Here is a 21,677-nt window from a genome sequence, read left to right on the forward strand (position 1 = left end):
GCAATCTCCTGATGAGCTATTGTCATAAATACCAGAAATGCGAAATGCCGCTTTGATCTTTACCGTGGAAAAGGGTTTTTACCGAAAAGCCGATGACCCAAATCGATGCTTGAAATTCGACGAAATCAAAACAAACTGTGAAGACGGTTCAATACCGGTCGAGACATTTTTTCAAGAGCCACCGCGCCGCTTTCATTGAAGGGCTGGCGCATCGCCATAGAGGACGATATGAAATCAACATTCCATGAGTTGGAACTGGGAAAAGCAGTACTTCAGAATTCGACGGATATCGGCAATGAGCAGCTGATCATCACCCTGCAGCCGGACAACAAGGCGCCAGTACAGATTCAGATCAGGCAGAACACGGAGGGAAGCAGTTCAACGTCGAGTTCGATCGGGATCAGCCAGCATGGCTTGCAACAACTCGTCCATTGGCTGCGGGAGGAAGGCGCCATATCCTGAGCGGATAGACGACGGTGCGCCATCAAGCATCTGCTCATGCAACCGGCATCCTTCCTTGCTGCCTTACCTGGGCGGATGTCCGATCACACAATGGCACAGTCACACAAGAGGAGGCCTTGCCGCAGACACCTGCGGCAAGGCATCGGAACGTCGCTCAGATGTTGTAGTAATCGAGCGCCATCTTGGCGGACTCGGCGACGTCTGCGCCAAGAGGTGCCAGCTCGGGACTATCATCCTTAGGCAAGGAGCGTTTTTTGCCTTCGGTGCCCGCCAAAGCGGCAAGCTGCTTTCTGACATAGCGTGCAAGGGATACCCTCTTGCCCGACGGCGTCAGCGGCATCTTTCCGTGGTACCAGAAGCCGTCTTCAAACACGATCTTGAATTCGCACTGATCCTCTTCGTTCTGCAAGGATTCGGCAGCCCAACCTTCCAGCACCGTGTTGGCCGCCTCGACGGAAGAGACGCGCGCTTCCGAAGCCAGTCCGCTCAGACGATGGATAAAAATTCGTGATACATCCACTTTCTCGCAAATATCACTGCTCATAGCTGCATCCGTTAAAAACTGTAGCCGACAAATTGAGGATGCACAGGCAGATATTCAAGGCGTCCTGCCCTCCGACGATAAAATATTTCCGTGCTGATGATGGCTCCAACTGAATCCGCCATGCTGCAGTAAATATTCAAGGACGCCTCTCTGCCTGCGCAAGCCTGCGCCGGTGCGGGACTTACCCGCGGTTGCGTAGCCGGGTTGACCGGCGGGGTGACGCGGTAATACCGCTAAAAACGCCCGACAGCCGAAAGGCTGCGGGCAAATCCAATTCAAGAAGAGTTGGAGGAGACCCGCGCATACTACTACCAGGAATCTTGCCGGTCTGCTTTTGATTCGTGATAGGAGATATATGAAATGGTAATGTCATGACATTGTTTGGCCAGCTATCTTCGCCAGCGAATATTCTCTGGCGGGATGGTTTTCAACAGGTGGCGCCACACCTCCGGCCTGTAGGCTCAGGTCTTCAAGCAACGCCGATGTATCGGGGGCACCCATGGCTCGTGCAGCCGTCAGTGCCGTCATGCCTTTCGCATCCTGCGCACTCGCATCGGCGCCATGCGCCAGCAGCAGCTTTACCACCTCCGTGCGATTGAACATGGCAGCCATCATCAGCGCTGTCTTTCCATCCGGAGCCGCACCCTCCACGTTCGCGCCATGCGCGAGAAGCAGCTGCACCATGGGAACATCGCCCTTGTATGCCGCGCCCGCGATCGGTGTTTGTCCCATATCGTTGCGCAGCTCGGTGTCGCCGCCGTGGCGCAGCAAAGCCTTGGCCACATCGAAATGGCCGTGGTAGCTGGCCAGCATGAGAAGGCTGTCACCGCGCTGATTGCGCAGATTGGCAGGCAGTCCCCTTTCCAGCAGCGGCTTGAGCCGGTCGGCATAACCGCTGCGCACAAGTTCAAAGACTTGCTGGGCAAACTCCAGCGTTTCGCGATCCATTCCTTCCGGTGCGCCGCGCTGGACGCCGCCTGCGTTTTCCTGCATGGATTTTCCTTTCAAGGCCAGCACATGGCCAGCATTGCCAGCATTGCCAGCATTGAACCGGTACGGCCGCTCCATTGTGAAGCATGCCAGCGCGTTGGCGCGGGGCGGCGGCCTGCGCTGTCATTTGCGTCCCGGACAAGACCCTATTTCGCCGGAGCGGTCTCCTGCACCCGTGCAGACGCCTCCTTCTTCCCACTCGTAAAGGTGGGACCGGAACGCCGCTCATGCGGAGCCGGTTTGCCAGGCAGCGGCGGGAGCGCTTTCGCCCTTTCCAGATCGACTCCGGCGACCTCCGCAACCCGGCGTCCATAGTCTTCGTCGCAATGCCAGAGATGCCATACCATGCGCAGCTGGATCGGCTCCGGACACTGTTTCAGATCACCTCCGATGTTGGACACCAGCTCATCGCGCTCCCAGTCCTCGAAGGTCCTGTAGCGATCGCCGGCCTGCCTGTAATCGTCGGAAGTGCGGGTTGTCTGAAAGCGGCCGAGAGGGCCTTCCACCCACTGGTGATATTCCTTTGCCGGCTTCGGCGCCTCCTGCAGGCCGCCAAGCGAACTCGGCTCGTAATTGATGTGCTTGTTGGCGCCGCCGTCGTCGACGTAATACGCCATTTGCGCATCGCGCTGGTTGGTCCTGGAGCGGGCTTTTTCCTGCGGCGCATTGATCGGCAGCTGCAGGTAGTTGGGCCCGACCCGGTAACGCTGCGTATCCGAATAGGACAGGGTACGGCCCTGCAGCATCTTGTCATCCGAAAAGTCGACGCCGTCCACCAGCACGCCGGTACCGAACGCCGATTGCTCGGTCTCGGCAAATACATTGTCCGGATTGCGATCGAGGACCATGCGCCCGACCGGGAGCAGGGGAAACTTGTCTTCAGGCCAGCGCTTGGTGTCGTCGAGCGGGTCAAAGTCGAGCTCCGGATGCTCGCCGTCGGACATGATCTGCACACAGAACTCCCACTCCGGAAAATCCTTGCGCTCTATCGCCTCGTACAGGTCCTTGGTGGCATGGCCCACGTCCTGCGCCTGAATTTCCGCCGCCTGCGCCGCAGTGAGATTGCGCACGCCCTGCTTCGGCTGCCAGTGAAACTTCACGAGATGGGCCACGCCTTCATCATTGACCAGCTTGTAGGTATTGACGCCGGCGCCTTCCATCTCGCGATAGTTGGCCGGTATACCCCAGGGGCTCTTGACCCAGGTAACCATATGCAGCGTTTCCGGGGACTGGGAAACAAAATCATAGAAGCGCCAGGGCTCCTGCCGATTGGTCACCGGATCCGGCTTGAAGGCATGGATCATGTCGGGAAACTTGATGGCATCGCGGATGAAGAAAATCTTCAAGTTGTTGCCGACCAGATCCCAGTTGCCGTCCACGGTTTTGAGCTTCACGGCAAATCCGCGGGGATCGCGGGCGGTCTCGGGGGAATCCTTGCCGCCGATGACCGTGGAAAAACGTACGAAAACGGGAGTACGCACGCCGGTCTGGTTCAAGACCTTGGCGCGGGTGTACTTCTGTGCGGGCTCGTTGCCGATTGTGCCGTAGGCCTCGAAATAGCCGTGCGCGCCCGTGCCGCGGGCATGAACGACGCGCTCGGGGATGCGTTCGCGGTCGAAATGGGTGATCTTTTCGATGAACTGGTAATTTTCCAGCGTTGCCGGCCCGCGCTCGCCGACGGAACGCAGAGACTGGTTATCGCTGACCGGATGACCCTGGCGGGTGGTCAGTGTCGGACGCTCGCTGCTCATGATTTTCCTTTCATGCACTTCCTTGAAGGAGATTCATTCTGATTTAATGCCGTATTCCTTGTATAAAATTCAATTCTTTTTATACAATCCTGGCTTTTGCCTATGGCAGACAGTGTTTCAAGCCTTTTTACAATGGCGCCTCGATAGCGCCTCGATGGCACCCCAGGGATATAGAGAAATCTTCAACGAGGTGGTTCCTGTAAACCTGGGAAAACAGCGGGGATTTGAAGCTGTCTTGGCGCAATAGGGATCCCGACTGATAAGGTCGTGAACTGCACGGACGAATTGGCATCACGATCAGGGGCTTGAAACTTGCAAGCAATTTTCAGAATATGTCTGCACCGCATGCGTGCACCGGCCGTATAACCGCACAACGGATCAATTTCACATCATGGCAATACCAACCTCAACGACAGAACCGATGCAACCACTGGACATGATCATTTTCGGCGGAGGCGGCGATCTCGCCGTGCGCAAGCTGCTGCCGGCGCTCTACATGGCGCATCTTCATGGCAATCTTCCTGCATCCACACGCATCATCGCCGTCGGCAGGCATGCCTACGACCGGGACAGCTACATCGAATTCGTCCAGGAGCGCTCGCAGTCGTTCATTGAAGCAAAGAATCTCGAAGCCAAGGCCTGGCAGGAATTTCTCGGCCTGCTCCATTACGTTGCGCTGGATGCCACCAACGGCGCCACCTATGCGGATCTGGCCCGCGCGTCGCGCCCTGGAGTGGAGCGCGTGTTTTATCTCGCGACGGCGCCCACGATATTCATGAACATCTGCGAGAACCTCGCAGCCAGCGGCCTCGTTGACCGGCACAGCCGCGTGGTACTGGAAAAACCGCTCGGCCATGATCTGGAGTCGGCCCGCGAGATCAATCTTGCGGTAGGCAAGTATTTCGACGAATCGCAGATCTACCGCATCGACCATTATCTCGGCAAGGAAACGGTGCAGAACCTGATGGTGCTGCGTTTCGGCAACGGCATCCTTGAGCCCCTGTGGCGCGCCCCGAACATTCGCAGCGTGCAGATCACGGTTGCGGAAACCGTGGGCGTCGGCAGCCGGGCAGGATTCTATGACGGCACCGGCGCCTTGCGCGACATGGTGCAGAACCACCTGCTTCAACTGTTGTGCATCATCGCGATGGAGCCGCCCGTATCGCTCGATCCCGACGCGGTGCGCGATGAAAAGCTGAAAGTGCTGCGCTCTCTGCGCCGCATGCGCCTCGGCGATATCGCCCGCGATACCGTACGCGGACAGTACTCCACCGGCGCCGTCAACGGCGAAGCCGTGAAGGCATATCGTGATGAAGCCGATGTCCCGGACGACAGCCGCACGGAAACCTTTGTCGCGCTGCGTACCTACGTCGACACTTGGCGCTGGGCCAACGTGCCCTTCTTTCTGCGCACGGGCAAACGCATGCAGAAACGCCTGTCGCAGATCGTGATTGAATTCGCCAACCCGCCATTTTCGATTTTTCCGGACGCGCCGCGCACGACCGCCAACCGGCTGGTCATTCATCTGCAGCCGGAGGAATCGATCCAGCTGCAGCTCATGGCCAAGCAGCCTGGTAGCGGCATGCAGATGCTTCCGGTCAGCCTGAATCTCGATCTGCAATCCGCATTTTCCCAGCGCCGCGCCGAGGCGTATGAACGTCTGCTGATCGACGTCGTGCGGGGAAGACTGACGCACTTCATGCGCCGGGACGAACTCGAGGCAGCCTGGTCCTGGGCCGACCCCATACTCGAGGGCTGGAAGGAGCTCGGCGAGCGCCCTCTTCCCTATACCGCGGGCAGCTGGGGACCGGATGCCTCGGCTGCCTTGCTGGCGCGTGAAGGATTTAGCTGGATCGAATAAGTACAGCGGGCACTGCTGCAACATGAGGCGCTGTCGGCGCATGCGAATGCACCGAACGCACCGAACGCACCGAACGCACCGAACGCCTCATGAACGCCTTGTCAACGCCTTGTCAACGCGCTTTGATGTGCTCTAACGGATCGCATCGAGCGCGTCGATTTCCGCGGCGGCCCAGGCGACGAATTGTTTTACACGTTGCTTGAGTGCCGCGAGGTCCTCATCGTCATCAAGCGGCTGCATGCAGCTGAGCATCAATGTCCAGCCGGTGCCCGTCTGCACCAGATTCTCCAGTATCGGGCGCCGGTTCTGCATCATGCGGATCTTGAAATCGTCCATCATCGGCAGCTGAAGATCGACTGATTTTTTCCACATGTCGAGCATTTCATCGATTCGCTCCAGATCCATTTCAACTTTCATTGCGCTTTTCCTTCAGATAGCCGTATTTGATATTTGCAGGCATGAACAACGGCGAATGCTAACCCGGTAAAGGATCGCATGCATGCCGGCATGAAGCGCACCGGATCATGCCCGGGAATATTCCTGGCATTGAGATGTCCAACCGGACATCGTTATTTCTATCCGCGACGCGTGCCGCCATGGATACGCCGTGGGACTTATTCCAATGCAACGACGAATCAAAGCAATGCCTTTCATGCCCGTGCTTCTTGCAGCGCTTTTCTCCATGCCTGCGGCACGGGCCGAGCAGGAACAACCTCAGGCCGATGATATCGAGGTTTCAGTAAGCAAGGTCGGCGCTACCGTCATTGTGGATGTCGGCATGCCGGTCAAGGCCAGTCTGCGCAGCGCCTGGGAAGTACTGACCGACTATGATCACATGGCGGAATTCTTTCCGAACCTGGAATCGAGCAGGGTGGTTGAGCAGCAAGGCAACAAGCTGCGCATTGAACAGACCGGCAAGCTTGCCTATGGTCCCTTGTCCTTCCCATTCGAATCCATTCGCGAGATCGTGCTGACGCCTTATTCCAGGGTTCACTCCAAGGCGGTGGGAGGCACCATCAAGCATGGAGAGGCAATTACCCGGCTGGTGCCTGAAGGCGCAACGACTCGCATCTTCTACCATAGCGAGTCCACGCCCAACACATGGGTACCACCGGGCATCGGCCCAAATCTCATTGCAGGGCGTACTCGGGAACAGTTTGCAAGTCTGCGCGACGAGATCCTGCGGCGAGCGCAGCATGAAAGGACCGGCGCGGCGGAAACGCGACGAACGCCAGATCCGCGGCCCGCCCCAAACCGGGGTACCGCGTCGGGAGAATCGGCAAGCGGATCCGGAGCTGCCGGACCAGGACAGGCTGCAAGCTCGGGGCAAGACACATCAACAAAATGAGGTCAACCACAGTCCTGGAATGACGATGTCCAAACAAAAAGCCAACCGGCTTTGCGGTTGGCTTTTTGGGCAGCTCGCCCTGTCAAGGCCGATTCATCGAGGGATGGAAACCTCCTAGAGCGCTTCCGCGCTTTCGGGATCGTCAGGCCAGAAGCGTGCCGAGGCTCACTGCCACGAAAATCATGTGGCCTGCTCGGTGGCTCTGGAAAACGATCCAACCAGTCCGGCCAGTTTCATGCGCTTTTCGACATCTTCCGCGCACTCCTTGCTGCAAAATGCAGCGCCGGACATGGCGGGATCGCCGCAATCATTGAAACAGCCGCCGTCAGCACGTGCCGCAATCTGCGTTCCTGCGCCTTGCCGGCCTTTGGCAATAATTGCTTCAAGCATTTTTTGTTCATTTTCGCTTGCTACATCTGCTTCGTCGGCCATCCGAACTCCTACAAAAGTTAATCATTACCAAGACTTGCGTCCGGGAAGGTCTTGGATACAAACACCTGCTTTGGGTTCCGGCAGGATAACGGATTAATGCGCTTTTTCCGTCTCGACTTGCACGGCCGTCGCCGTGGGATCAAGATAGCGTTCCAGCAGGTCGAAAAACTGGCCGTAGAACTGCTTGCTCGGAATTGTTTCACTCGCCACCTTCACCAGTGCGTCGTCCGAGCTTCCGAAGGGCAGCGAAATCGAACCCAGCGCCCCGACACCCAGACTGGCAGAATTGCTGCTCTTCCTCAATGTATAACGGTCCCGCACTGCATTCGCAAAGGCGGTCGTGCTGTTGCTTCCCTGGTTATTCGGCGCGCATGTGACATGAAACTCGATCTGCACATGCACATCCGCTTCCGGCTGAAAGTACTTGCGTCCTCTGACGGATGACTCCCCTGCTTCCCCGATCACATAGCCTTGACTCAGCAAGGCCCGCCTAGCCGCTTCGCACGTCTGACGTTCCGTGCCCGGGAAACTCTGGGTATAGGCTGCGGAAGACAGGAATTCCTCAGGCTGGGCGGCAACCGATTGCTGCGGCTGCATTGAGGTCACTGTAGAACAGGCTGACAGGCCAAGGCAGGATAGGGCAATCGATGTAAAAGCAAGTCGTCGGGATCGGGTGAAAATGTTCATAGGCCCCTGAAAACAGTATTTTGCCGATTCGCCGGGGTTCACCATCTCCTGCGCTCCAGAACGAAAGAGCCGAAAAATGAATAAACATCAATTCCAAGGCGAGGCTACCCGGCGGTTTTCCGCCCGAAAGTATAGCCATAATCCGCGCAGTATGAGGTGTAATTGTGCTTGCAGGAAGCCCGCTTGCTTATATTGCAAGACAAATCGGCGAGGTGTCCCTGTCCTGCCGGCAGGCTGACCTTGAATAAGCAGAACCTCGGACCGGCGATGCAATCCAATTCGAAATTCCATAAAATCCATGCCGACTGTGGCACTGTGGCACTGTGGCACACGGCATTTCAATCAATAGAACCAGGAGATTTCATGAGCAAACCCTCCTCTCCCGACATGCCGGCAGCTACAACGAAAAACCCGGGCGACGAAGCGGCGCCAGGATCAGAGCAGACCGGCGAAAATACCTGCCCCGTCTGCAACGGAAGCGGGCGTACGGCTGACAAGGCCATGTGTTCGAACTGTGGCGGTAGCGGAATCGTCATTGTTACCGTCGGAGATGCCTGACGGCAGCGGCCTAGGCATGCAGCATACGGACTGCGGGATCCACCCCCGGATTCCGGGCTGTGCTCGCCGAGCTGCTGTGCGGTCCGGATTCACGCCTATGGCGCTCGGCGTACTCCGTACGCATGCGCCTTCGCTCCTCAACGCCACTCAACTTTCGGACCGATCGCGACGTTTTTCAGATACGGCCTGATGCCGGGCTTTTTCCTGGTTGCGGATGTGCCGTCTAACGGCAATAGCGGATGCCCGGCTTCATTTCTTCATATAGCTGGTAGTCGGTTTCCCTCATGCCAAGTGCATGGTAGGTCTTCTGTGCGCTTCGGTTTTCCTTCTCGACGTAAAGGCGGAACCCGCAGATGCCTGCATCATTGGCGGCGGCATTTTTGACCGCGTCGTAGAGACGGGAGTAGACACCCTTGCGGCGCCACACGGGTAGCACATACACGCTCTGTATCCACCAGAAAACGCCATTGCGCCAGTCGCTCCATTCAGTTGTAATCATCAATGAGGCGACGACACGACCACGGCTCTCGGCAACGAGATAAAACCCGAGGCCGGGATTGCCGATCAATCCCTTCACGCCGGCAGCGATCACTTCCGGCAGCAATTCCTTTCCCTCGGTTTCGAACGCCATTGCGGCGTTGAATGCGGCGATGGCTTCGGCATCGCGCATTTCTCCCCGGCGTATCTGCAATTCGTCAGGCATGACTTGTCATTCGGTAATTGGCAATGCGGCCAAGTCTACCAAAGGCCGATCATCGGCAATGAGCAATAGGAGGATGCGAGAAGCGGCAAAAAGCAGCAGGTCTGAACTCATCGGCAGTCCATGCTGAAGACGTACGTGCCGCCTTCAGCATGGACTGCCGGAAATTCAAGGATTCAGTTTCCAGTTGCCGTTCTCGACGGTAAGCATCACGCGCGCGTTATCTTCCAGGCCGAAATGATCCTTGGCCGTATAACGGATGACGCCTTGAGTAATGGGTATGCCCTTTGTCGATTCCAGCGCCTCTTTCAAGGCGGCACGAAATTCCGGTGTACCGGGTTTCGCCTTTTTCAATGCCTGGGGGACGATGGATTGCAGCAGCAGATGAGCGTCATAGCCGTGAGCCGCGAACTGGTTGCGGCTGCCGGCGCCGAACTGTTTTTCGTAACGCTCGACAAATTCTGTCGCCAATTTCTTTGACGGATGATTGTCGGGCAATCCCTCTGGCATCACCGCCAGTCCGGCGACGACGAAAGCGCCCTCGACATCCTTGCCGCCCAACCGGATCAGGTCGCGTGATGCCGCACCATGCGTTTGGTAGACTTTTCCCTTGTAGCCGCGCTCGACCACGGCCTTGTGCGGCATTGCGGCACCGCTGCCGGAGGCCCCGAGAAGAATGGCATCCGGCTTGGCCGAGACGAGCTTGAGCGCCTGGGCAGTAACACTGGTATCCGCCCGCGCAAAGCGTTCCGTCGCCACCGACTTCAGGCCCGCCTTTTCGGCGAGCGCCGTAAACGAACGCAACCAGGTTTCGCCATAGGCATCCGAATATCCAAGATAAGCATAGGTCTTGACTCCGGACTTTTTCATATGTTCGATGATCGCGCTTGCCATCAGCGGAGTGGATTGCGCAACGCGGAAAGTCCATGCGCCCTTGCCCTCGGGCAAATCGACGGGGGAAGTGGAAATCTGCACGGTATTGCCTTCGGCGGCGATATCGGCAAGCGCCACCGATGCCGGCGTTGCGGTGGAACCGACGATGACATCAACCTTGTCCTCGGTGATCAGCCGTCTTCCATTCTTTGCCGATTGTGTCGTGTCGGACGCATCATCGAGCATGACTAGCTTGACCTTTTCCCCGCCAATCGTATCGGGCCAAAGGGAAATGCCATTCTTGGTGGGAATGCCGAGTCCGGACGCGGGCCCCGTCAGCGGCAGGCTCACACCGATGGTGATCTCGGCATGCACAACTCCTGCGGCAAAAGTAGCCAGCATCGCGGCGAATAGGGGCTTGAAACCTGGTTTCATCATGTCTCCTTGAAAGTTCGGATAAAAGGATTGTCTTCCGGAGCCCGCCTATCGTCGCCGCCAAGGCGGCAACCGAACGCAGGCTGCGCATATTGTTATGTGATGTAACAGTTCTGCACTATAAGTATTGACGGATGCTTATGCAAGTATCAGATGCAAAACCCGTTCAAGCAATTACGTACTTCGCATGCAGATCTTGCTTAACAGCGAACGCAATTGCTCCTTTTCCGACGCATTCAAGGCGCCCGCTATGCGGTTGTCATGCTCCAGCACCGTTTTTTTGTAGCGCCGCACCTGCTTCTGCCCGTCTTTCGTGAGACGCAGATTGTAGGAGCGCCTGTCTGCGGAAGCCTGTCTCTCGACCAGACCGGCGTCCTCAAACTTGTCGATAATGGCGACTACTCCTGAGCGCGCGATTCCCATCACCTCCGACAGGCGGGTCTGTGAAATCCCGGGATTGTTTTCTATGATCACCAGCGAGGAAAAACGCTGGGGCGTAATACCTTCATCGGCCAGCGAAGCCGCAAAATCTTCGTAGATGCTAATCTGAGCCCTGCGCACCGCGTAACCGATCAGGTCATCGAGAATGTCGTACTCTATGCCTTCAATTCTGGCGTTGAAGAAGAACGCATTTTCTTTGGTTTCCGGTTTTTCAGTTCTGGACAACTCAACCCCCTATTGATTCATGTGCGGCAATCTCCCGCTCGTTCTGAGCCGGCCGCAGACCACTTTACATGCCGCAGAACGCATTGTAGCGCTTCACGCCGAGCAAATGCCGGCCGTATACATGCAAAATACCCGCCAGCACAGCCCGGCCCGGCTATCGCACTGACCTCGATTCCGCTCCCTGCATGCGCACGATCCGTCTTGTGTTACGAAATATAACTGTTATATAGTAGAACAATATTGTTGCACTCGCCGCCGGGTGCCGGCACTTTATACAGGCGGAGAATTCGTCATTCGAGGAGACAAGCATGAAAGTTGCGATCGCAGGCGCCGGGATCGGCGGACTCACCCTGGGACTGATGCTGCATGAGCGCGGCATTGACGTGGAAATATTCGAGGCGGTGAGTGAAATGAAGCCGCTCGGCGTTGGCATCAATCTGCTGCCGCACGCAAGTCAGCAACTGTGCCAGCTTGGCCTCGAGCAATTGCTCGCTGAGAAAGGCATCGAGACTTCCACGCTGGCTTATTTTAACAAGCTGGGCCAGGAAATCTGGCGAGAACCCCGCGGCCGCGCCGCTGGTTATCCCTTCCCCCAATTTTCCATTCATCGCGGCGAGCTGCAGATGACCTTGCTCCAGATTGCGATCGAACGCATAGGTGCGGACCGCATACACGCGGGGCATGCATTTGCCTCCTTCAAGCAGGTCGCCGACAAGGTGTTGTCCCGCTTTACCCGCCGTGCCGACGGCAGCGAGGTCGAGATCGAATCGGATGTGCTGGTCGGTGCCGATGGCATTCATTCCGCCGTACGCCGCTTTTTGTATCCCGCCGGCGACGAGCCGCGTTTTTCGGGGCGCATGCTGTGGCGCGCCGTCACCGAAGCCGAGCCTTACATGGATGGACGAAGCATGTTCATGGCCGGGCATCAGGACCAGAAGTTTGTCTGCTATCCGATTTCCGAACCCCTGCGCAAGCAGGGCCGCTCGCTGATCAACTGGATCGCCGAGCTGCGCGTGCCCAACGGCGAGCTGCCCAAAACCGACTGGAACCGGAAGGTCGATAAATCGGTATTCGAACAGCCTTTCCAAAGCTGGAAATGGGATTGGATCGATATCCCTTCCATCATCAATGGCGCGGCCGAGATTTATGAATTCCCCCTGGTGGATCGCGATATCCTGCCGCGCTGGACCTATGAACGCGTGACGCTGCTCGGCGATGCGGCGCATCCGATGTATCCGATTGGCTCGAACGGCAGCGCACAAGCCATTCTTGATGCGCGTTATCTTTGCGATTGCCTGACCGGTGACAGCAATACCTCTTATGCGTTGCGCGAATACGAAGCCGAGCGGCTGCCGCGTACCGCCGGCATCGTGTTGCGCAATCGCATGAACGGCCCCGAGCAGGTAATGCAGCTTGCTGAGGAACGTGCGCCCCAAGGTTTCAGCCATGTCAATGATGTCATTCCTCAGGAAACGCTGGAATCGATATCACTTCGCTATAAGCGGCTTGCCGGCTTTGACAAGGATTCCGTACGCAGCTAGAGCGTTTTCGCCGTGACCGGCCTGGTCGAAGCCATGGCAAGGAGCCACACCAGCAACAACCAATGCCGCCATGCGTCCAAGGCAGGCCGGGGCGACCGTACAGTCGCCTGCAATCCGCTCTAGATACAGCGAGATACAACGTCGCGTGTTCTTCCTTTTTGTTATGATGGGTAACGGTTGCATGTCGGCTCGGCTTGCTTATTGCCAGCCGTTCCGGCACTCTACCTACATCGTGATTTGAAAGGATGCATTAATGACAATTTGGAAGATGCCTTTCGACCTTCCAGGCCTGAGCCGCATGCATAAAGGCACGGCAGTTGATCACTTGGGTATTGAATTCACCGACTTTGGCGACAATTGGCTCGAAGCGAGAATGCCGGTGGATAAGCGCACCGTACAGCCTTTCGGCATTTTGCACGGCGGCGCCTCGGTGCTGCTTGCCGAAACACTTGGCAGCGCCGCTTCGAATCTTGCCATCGATGCAGAAAGCCATTACGCGGTCGGCATGGATATCAACGCCAATCATGTCCGTTCGGTTCGCGAAGGCTACGTGCACGGCAAGGCAACACCCATTCACCTCGGCCGTTCCACGCATGTTTGGCAGATCATGATTTACGATGGCGCGCAACGCCTTGCCTGTGTTTCCCGCATCACCATGTCCATACTGGAACGCACTTAACTTCCAGTAAAAGCTTGCTTAAAAGTCGGTCATCCATCCTGAAAACAGGAAGCCGCTGCTTTTCCGCGCATGATCGGCCTTCACTTTTCTGCCAAGTCGATATCAAGTAACACTCGTTGCTGCAATCCCTGCCTTACTGCCATCAGAACCCTGCGGCGGGAATTCACGTCGGCATCATGTGCCAATGCAATATTGAAAACGTTGTTTCAAGCACATTCCCCGCGTAAGACCAGAGCGACTTACTAATCCTGTGCCTGACATCGCCATTAGTGTCAGACTCAATTCGAAAACTGCCGGGCGGCCTCGATCCGCACCTGCGGTGCTCGGCGTACCGTGCGCGCGCATGCAATTCTGCTCCTCGACGCCACTCCGAACCGCGCGACGCTTGGCAAAAACAGCCGCTAGCGGGGCAAGTTGGAAAAGTGTTGGAAGCCAATGTGGCGACATCATGTCGAGATGTGGAAAAACGCTCGGCAAGGCCGAGGCCTTGCTCGCATTGTTGACGAGGCATTGGCCTGATGCTCGTCCGACACTTCCAACAAATTGTTCACTTGCACCTCCACGGAACGCGAAGATGTATTTCTTCTTCTGCCCGGAGGCCTGGTCGGGCCTGCCGCCGATCAACCGCTGTTTCGCAAACCTGCGGCGATGCCATTGATCGACAAATGGATTCCGGTACGGACGCGTTCATCTTGCCGCCCTTCCCGGTATTGCCGCAACAACTCCACTTGGACGTGGTTCAGGGGGTCAAGATAAGGAAAGCGGTTCCGTATGGAGCGCTTGAGTAGCGGATTACCTTCCTGCAGTTCTTCCTGGCCGGTGATCGCCTTCAATGCCTCGATGGCCGCTGCATGTTCCGTCCTGATACGGCTGAAAATCCGGTCGCGCAGCGCCGTATCTTCAACGAGCCCTGCATAGCGGCTGGCAATGGCAATATCACTCTTTGCCAGAACCATATCCATATTGGAAAGGAGGGTACTGAAAAAAGGCCATTCCTGATGCATGCGCTGCAACAGCGCAAGACCTTTTTCCTTGTCGGCCTTGAGAAAGGCCTGTACCGCGGAACCGAAACCGAACCAGCCCGGCAGCATCAACCGGCATTGCGCCCAGCTGAATACCCAGGGTATCGCCCGCAAATCTTCAATTGAACGGCTGTTCTTTCTGGATGCAGGCCGGCTGCCGATGTTCAATCCCGCAATCTCGGAAATGACGGTCGACTCCCAAAAATAGGTTTCGAAACCCTCTGTTTCATAGACCAGGCCGCGATACGCCTTGAATGCCTCATGAGAGAGCTTTTCCATCGCGTCCAGGAAGGCCGGCACCGGATCCTTTTCCGGATGGGTCAGCAGGCTGGCCTCGAGCGTCGCCGCGGCCAGAACCTCAAGATTGCGGCGGCCGACTTCCGGATTGGCGTATTTCGCAGTGATGACCTCGCCTTGTTCAGTGAGCCGCAATTGGCCCTGGACCGCGCCTGACGGTTGCGCAAGAATCGCTTCATAGCTCGGACCGCCACCGCGGCCGACCGAACCGCCGCGCCCGTGGAACAGGCGTAGGCGCAGCGCATGCTCCCGGAATACTTCCACCAGCTTGGTTTCGGCTTTGTACAATTCCCAGCCTGAAGTCAGGAATCCACCATCCTTGTTGCTGTCCGAATAACCAAGCATGACTTCCTGCGTATCGTCGCGGGAGGCCAGCAACAGCTTGTACTCATTGATGGCAAACAGGTGCTGCATGATCTCGGCACTGCGCCGCAGGTCGTCTATGGTTTCAAACAAGGGAACGATGTTGACGTCAAGGACGTTCTCCGCCGGACGCAGCAGGCCGACTTCCTTGAGCAGGACGGCGACTTCCAGCACATCGGATACGCCATTGGCCTTGGAGATAATGCAGTTGCGGATGGCATCCTTTCCATACTGAAGCTGAGCTCGCCTGGCCGCCGTGAAAATCGCAAGTTCGGAGCGTGTTTCATCGGAATACCTCACATGCTGCGAGGCCAGTGGCCGACAGGATCTCAGTTCCTGCAGCAGCACTTCAATTCTCGCGTCTTCATCCATTTCAAGATAGCGAGTTCCGGGCGATGCCGTTTCGAACAACTCGGCAAGTACACGTTCATGCACATCGGAATTCTGCCGAAGATCAACAGGCGCAAGGCTGAAGCCGAACACGTCGACTGCCCGCCGAAGATGACGCAAGCGGCCGCGTGTCAGTGCGGCTGACCCGTTGCTGGCAAGGGAGCGATGTATGATGTTCAGGTCGTCGAGGAATTCCTCGGGGGTGGCATAAGACCCGGCGGCTGCCGACGCTTGATTGACATTCAATCTGTCGCAGGTGGCCTCCAGTCTGCCGAGAATGGCGGCGATGGCTCGGCGATAAGGCTCATCCGCCCGATGTGGCGATTGATCCGGTGAGCGCAAGGCCAGTTCGTCAAGCTGGGCGGAACAATTCACCAGCCCCTTTGCGAGCGAAAGCTGGGAGGACAGCATGCGCAATTCCGCAAAATAGAAATGGAATGCCCGCTGCGACTGCATGCGCAGTGCCTGATCGAGCACTTCCGCAGTCACGAATGGATTGCCGTCGCGGTCGCCACCGATCCAACTACCCACTTTCATGAAGCTGGGTAGCGCGATCGGATCCTTGCTCGTTGCTCTAAGCGCCAGGACATCTTCGAGGCCGGCATAGAGATGAGGAAGCTCCCGCAGCATCGTATAGTCAAAGTAGGACAGGCCGTTCTCCACCTCGTCCAGGACGGAAAGTTTCGAACTGCGCAGCATTCTCGTCTGCCAGAGCGTAAGAATGGCACGGCGCAACGCTTCTTCATTTTCCGCAGCTTCATCGGCGGTCAATTGCATCCGGTCGCGCTCATCGAGCAGTCGGGCTATCACCATCTGGCAATTCAAGACGCTCTTTCGCTGCACTTCAGTGGGATGGGCTGTCAGAACGGGACTGACCAGTGCGTGCTTGAAGAAATCGGCAAGATCCTGCGCCGTGAATCCAACGTCGATCAGACTTTGCACGGCATGCGACAAGCTTCCCTTGCGCGGCGGTGACCCTGCAACCAGATGGGCGCGCGTCCGGCGGATGTGATGCTGGTCCTCCGCGATATTGGCAAGCAGGGAAAAATAGCTGAACGCCCGAATCACCTGTACGGTTTTTTCCGGCGATAAGGACAGCAGTGTTTCTTCCAGCTGCTGGCGCGCGTCGGTATCGAGATCACGCCGGAACCGAATGGAGCGCTGCCGTATGTTTTCAATCAAATCAAATACTTCCGTACCGTGTTGCGCGCGAATGGTATCGCCCAGCATGCGGCCCAGTTGCCTGATGTCGTCCTGTAGCAGGGAGTCCTTGTCCTGATCAAAGATTTGCATGGCTTTTTACGAATGAATGGAATGGCTGAAAGCTGATTACGCAAGCCGGGCAGGTTCACATTGGCAGGAGCGCAGAGATCAGCACGTATTTTTGTAGTATTTTTTCAAAATACACGCTATTAAAACACGGAATCGCACAGGACTCAAAGTTGGCTTCGTAGTAAATTTACGTAAGACAGTGTCCCCTCATTTGCCGTCATTCGGTTGGAAGCATGTCACCGCGCGGCTTTGCAGGCATCAATTCAGGCGCCCGCTCTGGCGCACGGCTTTCCCATCAATGCAGCCTTACCCGCTGGCCGGACCCAGACTCCCCCGTCATTCCGCCATGCTTTTCCAATATTGAAGACCTTCCTCCACTCAGCGGCTCCACCCCCTGTAATATTTCAACAACTACACAAGATCATCATAAATTATGTATTAATAATAAAATTTCTGTGCAAATGTCTGGTTTGTGTAGTATAAGTACATTAGTATTGAGTTATTAATCTAGTTCAAGACAATTTCCACATGTCAACACCGCGGTTCACATTCGTTCTTTTCGGCGCTACAGGCGACTTGGCCATGCGCAAGATATTGCCGGCGCTGTATTCGGCTCACCTTGGAAACAGCCTCCAATCGGACGGCAGCATCTTGTGTGTATCGAATCAGGACATCGGCCCTACCGCGTTCAAGGAAACGGTAAGCGAGCAGCTGCCGGCGTGGGCGGCGCCGGGCCGCCATACTTCCGAGGGTGCGGCGAGTTTTCTAAACCGGATCGACTATGTGAAACTGGATGCAACAAGGGAGAATCAATACGCCGAACTGGCGTCGCGCCTGCCGCAGGACGGGCGGGTGAAGGTCTTCTATCTCGCAACAGCGCCAAGTCTGTTTGAACCGATCTGCCGCAATCTCGCTGCGCATGTGGAACTCGCGGATGCACGCGTGGTATTGGAAAAGCCTTTAGGTAACGATCTGCTTTCTTCACGCACCATTAATGACGCGGTGGCATGCGTATTCAGCGAAAACCAGATCTACCGGATTGATCATTACCTGGGCAAGGAATCAGTACAGAACTTGCTCGCGCTACGTTTCGGCAATTCCCTGTTCGAACCCCTGTGGCGTCGTGAAGCCATTTCACATATTCAGCTCACCATCGCGGAAGAACTCGGCGTCGAGCGGCGCGGCGAGTTTTATGACGCTACCGGCGCCTTGCGCGACATGGTCCAGAATCACCTGCTGCAGCTTCTCTGCATGGTGGCCATGGAACCACCAACCTCGCTGAACGCGGATGCGGTTCGGGATGAAAAGCTGCGCGTGCTGCGTGCGCTCAAGCCACTGACCGCGAACGACTTGGAACGAAATGTCGTACGAGGCCAATACACCGCAGGAGCGGTTCGCGGGAAAGCGGTGCCGGGCTATCAGGAGGAAGCGTGCATCGCTTCAGGCTCGCATACCGAAACCTTCATTGCACTGCATGCGGAAATCAACAACTGGCGATGGGCCGGTGTGCCCTTTTTCCTTCGTACAGGCAAGCGCCTGCAGCAGCGAATGGCCGAGATCGTCATTACGTTCAAGCCGGTTCCCTACCCGATCCTGCCTCTTCCTGCAGGTCTCGCTGGAGAAGTATCGAACCGTCTGGTCATCCGGTTGCAGCCTGAAGAGTCGATCAAGCTGCATTGCCTCGCAAAGCAGCCTGGCGACGGCATGAAATTGCAGCCTGTCGTTCTGGACCTTGCATTGGACAAAGCTTTCGGTGAACGCCGCGAAGATGCCTATGAGCGGCTACTGCTGGATGCCATACGAGGCAACCTTGCCCTTTTCGTGCGGCGCGATGAACAGGAGGCTGCCTGGCATTGGGTTGAGCCAATCCTCGAAATGTGCCGTTCCACGCCGTTCGCGCCTAAATTTTATACAGCCGGCACCTGGGGGCCCGCGGCATCGAGCGCCTTGCTGTCTCGGGCCGGATTCGCCTGGCATGAGGAGCGGTGATGGGACTGATGATCCATGAATTTGAACATGTCGACGAATGTGCAGGGGCGCTGGCCGCCCGGATTGCCAGCGACCTGGAAAGCAGACTGAAGACGGAGGAACGGGCTCTGCTCCTCGTCTCCGGCGGACGTAGCCCGCTGCCACTGTTCTCGGCGCTGAGCACCGCCCCCGGCAACGAAGTCGATCGTCTTTCCTGGAGTCGCGTCGACGTATCGCTGGTCGATGAAAGGGCAGTTCCCGGCAGTCATCAGGATTCCAATGCCCTTCTCGTGCGGCAGCATCTGCTCGCGGGGCGGCTGCAGCCCGCACGCTGGATTCCTCTTGTTGATGAAGCCCTCGCCATTAATGAAGACCGCTGGAATGCGGCGGTACATGCCGCCCATATCGCCAACGGGCGGCCGGAACTGAGGAATCCATGCTGCATCGTGCTCGGCATGGGAACCGATGGACATACGGCCTCGCTATTCGCGGATGCTCCCCAATGGCCCGCCGCATGCGACACCGCAGACCGTTACATCGCATTGCAGCCGGCAATCGCCCCGCATGCACGTATCAGTCTTTCACTTCGCGCCTTGATCAGCCAGTCGCATTGCTATTTGTGGTCGGGCGGAAGTGCCAAGCTTGAAACGCTGATGTCCGCAAAAGCTGCCGCCGACGCGTACGCGCTCGGGCGCAGCAGCGCGGAAGTTTTATCCAAGGCAGGTCCTCTTGCCATGTTAATTGCTCAATCGAAAGTGAACCTCCATGTCTTCCATAGCAAATAGGCACTTCACCGAAGGTCAAGAATATCTGGATGGCCCGCGCATGCTGGCTGATGTCGGCGGAACTTATGCGCGCTTCGGGCTTGAGCGTGCGCCCGGCCAGATCGACACGATAGAAGTGCTGCGTTGTACCGACTATCCCACGTTCGCGGCGGCAGCCGAAGCCTATCTGGAAAAAGCCAACTCACCGCCGGTACGGCATGCGGCGGTGGATATCGCCACACCTGTCAATGGCGATGAAATCAAGATGACCAATCATCACTGGGCATTTTCGATCGAGGCAACACGACGCCAACTGCTGCTCGACACACTGGTGGTGGTCAATGATTTCACCGCCCTAGCCATGTCGCTCCCGCACCTTGAGCCGGAACATTACCAGAAGATCGGTGGCGGCAAGCCTCGGCCGAACAGCGTAATCGGCCTGGTGGGCGCGGGCACCGGTCTTGGTGTCGGCGGGTTGATTTCCACGGAGGGACGGTGGATCGCGCTCGGCAGCGAAGGTGGCCACGTTTCCTTTTCTCCGGGAGACGACAGGGAAATCGCCATTCTGCAGTACTGCTGGAAGAAGCACGAGCATGTGTCGGCGGAGCGGCTGGCATCGGGACCGGGCATCGAACTGATTCATGAAGCGCTTGCATCGATTCACGGCAAGACCGCAGAACATCTCGGCACGCCGGAAATCGTAAAGCGCGCCCTCGATGCCAGCGATCCGTTATGCATGGAAGCCGTGGAATGTTTCTGCGCAATGCTGGGAACGGTCGCATCGAACGTGGCAGTTACGCTCGGCACGCTGGGAGGAATGTATATCGGCGGCGGCGTCGTTCCCCGGCTGGGCGATTATTTTGCAAAGTCTCCTTTCCGCGCACGCTTTGAACAGAAAGGACGTTTCTCGGAATACTTGGCGGAGATACCGAGCTTTGTCATCACTGCACCCTATCCTGCATTCGTCGGCGTTGCCGCGATACTGTCCGAACACCTCGGCGGCGGAAACTCGGTTCCGATCCTGGAGCGCATACGCAAGGTGATGCCTCAGCTGTCGCCCGCCGAACAGAAAGTCGGCAGTCTCATCCTGAGTCATCCACGGTCGGTCATGAACGATCCCATCTCGGACATCGCGCGTCGATCGGATGTCAGCCAGCCTACCGTCATCCGTTTCTGCCGCAGTCTTGGCTGCCTGGGACTGGCTGACTTCAAGATCAAGCTGGCGTCGGGAGTCACCGGGACGATTCCGGTTGCCCACAGCCAGGTTCATATCGGCGACTCTTCTCTTGATGTCGGTGTCAAGGTCGTTGACAATACCGTGTCGGCGATGCTTCAGGTACGCGACAATCTGAACGCCGATCTGCTGGACCGCACCGTCGATATTCTCGCGCAGGCAAGCAAGATCGAGTTCTACGGATTCGGCAGTTGCGGACTGGTCGCTGAAGACGCCCGTCAGAAGTTCTTCCGTCTCGGCATTGCGGCCTCGTCATATATCGACCCTCAATTGCAGGAACTGTCAGCGTCGCTGCTCAAACCAACGGATGTTGCCGTCGTGATTTCCAATTCCGGACGCTTGCGCCATCTCGCTCCGACAGTCGAGGCGGCAACCAATTCCGGAGCGACGATCATTGCGCTCGCACCGGCAAATTCCCAACTTGCCAGACGCGCTCATATCGTCATCCCCTTTGAACATAATGAAGCAAATCCTTCGCTCATACCGATGGTCTCCCGGATATTGCTCCTGATCCTGGTTGACATGCTCGCAGTCGGTGTTTCGCTCAAGCGATCCAGCCCTTTCTCGGAGCTGCAGCGCCAAGCCAAGCGGGGAATACTGGCTCATGTCACGCCCGGCGGAGCGGAGCACTCGAATGTGCTCCATGTATCCAACGACGAGATTGCTGAGCGCGGACTCGAGCTCTAGGCTGTGTTTGATAAGCGTCGCGAACGGTTCAGATTGGCATCGAGGAGCGCACGCGTACGCAGGGTACACCGAGCACCGCAGGGGTCAATCCGGACCGCGCAGCAGCTTATCAAATACAGCCTAAGGCAATTGAACCAGAGTGGACAGCATGCT

At 57.1% G+C, this 21,677-nt stretch carries 19 protein-coding genes; 9 read left to right on the plus strand and 10 right to left on the minus strand.

Annotated features, from left to right (window positions below; translation table 11 throughout):
• Window positions 1-195: 195 nt before the first annotated feature.
• On the plus strand, window positions 196-462 hold the full coding sequence (locus tag FH061_RS24310; protein WP_151638427.1) for a hypothetical protein: 267 nt from the start codon (window positions 196-198) through the stop codon (window positions 460-462).
• A 154-nt stretch (window positions 463-616) separates the two neighbouring features.
• Here the strand turns inward: FH061_RS24310 and FH061_RS24315 are convergent, their stop codons facing one another.
• From FH061_RS24315 to FH061_RS24325, 3 genes are all read right to left on the minus strand, one after another.
• Window positions 617-1,006 carry a hypothetical protein gene (locus FH061_RS24315; RefSeq protein WP_151638428.1) on the minus strand — a complete coding sequence of 130 codons (390 nt, stop codon included), beginning with the start codon at window positions 1,004-1,006 and terminating at the stop codon, window positions 617-619.
• Window positions 1,007-1,375: 369 nt separating this feature from the next.
• Window positions 1,376-1,999, minus strand: coding sequence for an ankyrin repeat domain-containing protein (locus FH061_RS24320; RefSeq protein WP_151638429.1), 624 nt, complete (start codon window positions 1,997-1,999; stop codon window positions 1,376-1,378).
• A gap of 143 nt (window positions 2,000-2,142) precedes the next feature.
• A complete protein-coding gene (locus tag FH061_RS24325; protein ID WP_151638430.1) occupies window positions 2,143-3,747 on the minus strand; it encodes a catalase in 1,605 nt (534 codons plus the stop codon).
• Window positions 3,748-4,138: 391 nt separating this feature from the next.
• On the opposite strand from FH061_RS24325, the gene zwf (FH061_RS24330) reads away from it, so the two are divergent.
• Window positions 4,139-5,608 carry a glucose-6-phosphate dehydrogenase gene (gene zwf, locus FH061_RS24330; protein WP_151638431.1) on the plus strand — a complete coding sequence of 490 codons (1,470 nt, stop codon included), beginning with the start codon at window positions 4,139-4,141 and terminating at the stop codon, window positions 5,606-5,608.
• A 132-nt stretch (window positions 5,609-5,740) separates the two neighbouring features.
• Here the strand turns inward: zwf (FH061_RS24330) and FH061_RS24335 are convergent, their stop codons facing one another.
• Window positions 5,741-6,025, minus strand: coding sequence for a hypothetical protein (locus tag FH061_RS24335; RefSeq protein WP_151638432.1), 285 nt, complete (start codon window positions 6,023-6,025; stop codon window positions 5,741-5,743).
• 235 nt (window positions 6,026-6,260) lie between these two features.
• Here FH061_RS24335 and FH061_RS24340 point away from each other — a divergent pair, with 235 nt between their 5' ends.
• Window positions 6,261-6,956, plus strand: a complete 696-nt coding sequence (locus FH061_RS24340; protein ID WP_192805238.1) for an SRPBCC family protein — start codon at window positions 6,261-6,263, stop codon at window positions 6,954-6,956.
• Between the two features lie 180 nt (window positions 6,957-7,136).
• Here the strand turns inward: FH061_RS24340 and FH061_RS24345 are convergent, their stop codons facing one another.
• Window positions 7,137-7,388, minus strand: coding sequence for a hypothetical protein (locus FH061_RS24345; protein ID WP_151638434.1), 252 nt, complete (start codon window positions 7,386-7,388; stop codon window positions 7,137-7,139).
• Window positions 7,389-7,481: 93 nt separating this feature from the next.
• The gene (locus FH061_RS24350) at window positions 7,482-8,075 is read right to left on the minus strand and encodes a DUF2242 domain-containing protein (RefSeq protein WP_151638435.1); all 594 of its coding nucleotides are present in this window, start codon (window positions 8,073-8,075) and stop codon (window positions 7,482-7,484) included.
• Between the two features lie 363 nt (window positions 8,076-8,438).
• On the opposite strand from FH061_RS24350, the gene FH061_RS24355 reads away from it, so the two are divergent.
• Window positions 8,439-8,633 (plus strand): hypothetical protein, encoded by a 195-nt coding sequence (locus FH061_RS24355; protein ID WP_151638436.1) that lies wholly within the window; start codon window positions 8,439-8,441, stop codon window positions 8,631-8,633.
• Between the two features lie 223 nt (window positions 8,634-8,856).
• On the opposite strand, the gene FH061_RS24360 is transcribed toward FH061_RS24355, so the two are convergent.
• From FH061_RS24360 to FH061_RS24370, 3 genes are all read right to left on the minus strand, one after another.
• Window positions 8,857-9,336, minus strand: coding sequence for a GNAT family N-acetyltransferase (locus tag FH061_RS24360; RefSeq protein WP_192805239.1), 480 nt, complete (start codon window positions 9,334-9,336; stop codon window positions 8,857-8,859).
• Window positions 9,337-9,501: 165 nt separating this feature from the next.
• A complete protein-coding gene (locus tag FH061_RS24365) occupies window positions 9,502-10,641 on the minus strand; it encodes an ABC transporter substrate-binding protein (RefSeq protein WP_151638457.1) in 1,140 nt (379 codons plus the stop codon).
• 174 nt (window positions 10,642-10,815) lie between these two features.
• Window positions 10,816-11,307 (minus strand): MarR family winged helix-turn-helix transcriptional regulator, encoded by a 492-nt coding sequence (locus tag FH061_RS24370; RefSeq protein ID WP_151638437.1) that lies wholly within the window; start codon window positions 11,305-11,307, stop codon window positions 10,816-10,818.
• A gap of 308 nt (window positions 11,308-11,615) precedes the next feature.
• Between FH061_RS24370 and FH061_RS24375 the strand changes: the two genes are divergently transcribed.
• On the plus strand, window positions 11,616-12,848 hold the full coding sequence (locus FH061_RS24375) for a flavin-dependent oxidoreductase (protein ID WP_151638438.1): 1,233 nt from the start codon (window positions 11,616-11,618) through the stop codon (window positions 12,846-12,848).
• A 253-nt stretch (window positions 12,849-13,101) separates the two neighbouring features.
• Window positions 13,102-13,527 carry a hotdog fold thioesterase gene (locus FH061_RS24380; protein ID WP_151638439.1) on the plus strand — a complete coding sequence of 142 codons (426 nt, stop codon included), beginning with the start codon at window positions 13,102-13,104 and terminating at the stop codon, window positions 13,525-13,527.
• A 620-nt stretch (window positions 13,528-14,147) separates the two neighbouring features.
• Here FH061_RS24380 and ppc read toward each other — a convergent pair.
• On the minus strand, window positions 14,148-16,892 hold the full coding sequence (gene ppc / locus FH061_RS24385; RefSeq protein WP_151638440.1) for a phosphoenolpyruvate carboxylase: 2,745 nt from the start codon (window positions 16,890-16,892) through the stop codon (window positions 14,148-14,150).
• Window positions 16,893-17,399: 507 nt separating this feature from the next.
• On the opposite strand from ppc, the gene zwf (FH061_RS24390) reads away from it, so the two are divergent.
• From zwf (FH061_RS24390) to FH061_RS24400, 3 genes are read left to right on the plus strand one after another with little or no spacing between them, the layout of a single operon-like run.
• Window positions 17,400-18,860 carry a glucose-6-phosphate dehydrogenase gene (gene zwf / locus FH061_RS24390; protein WP_151638441.1) on the plus strand — a complete coding sequence of 487 codons (1,461 nt, stop codon included), beginning with the start codon at window positions 17,400-17,402 and terminating at the stop codon, window positions 18,858-18,860.
• Window positions 18,860-19,624 carry a 6-phosphogluconolactonase gene (gene pgl / locus FH061_RS24395; protein ID WP_151638442.1) on the plus strand — a complete coding sequence of 255 codons (765 nt, stop codon included), beginning with the start codon at window positions 18,860-18,862 and terminating at the stop codon, window positions 19,622-19,624. The genes zwf (FH061_RS24390) and pgl overlap by 1 nt, the downstream gene beginning before the upstream one ends.
• Window positions 19,605-21,524, plus strand: a complete 1,920-nt coding sequence (locus tag FH061_RS24400) for a glucokinase (protein ID WP_151638443.1) — start codon at window positions 19,605-19,607, stop codon at window positions 21,522-21,524. The genes pgl and FH061_RS24400 overlap by 20 nt, the downstream gene beginning before the upstream one ends.
• Window positions 21,525-21,677 lie beyond the last annotated feature (153 nt).

The organism is Noviherbaspirillum aerium (assembly GCF_008929045.1).
Classification (GTDB): Bacteria; Pseudomonadota; Gammaproteobacteria; order Burkholderiales; family Burkholderiaceae_D; genus Noviherbaspirillum; species Noviherbaspirillum aerium.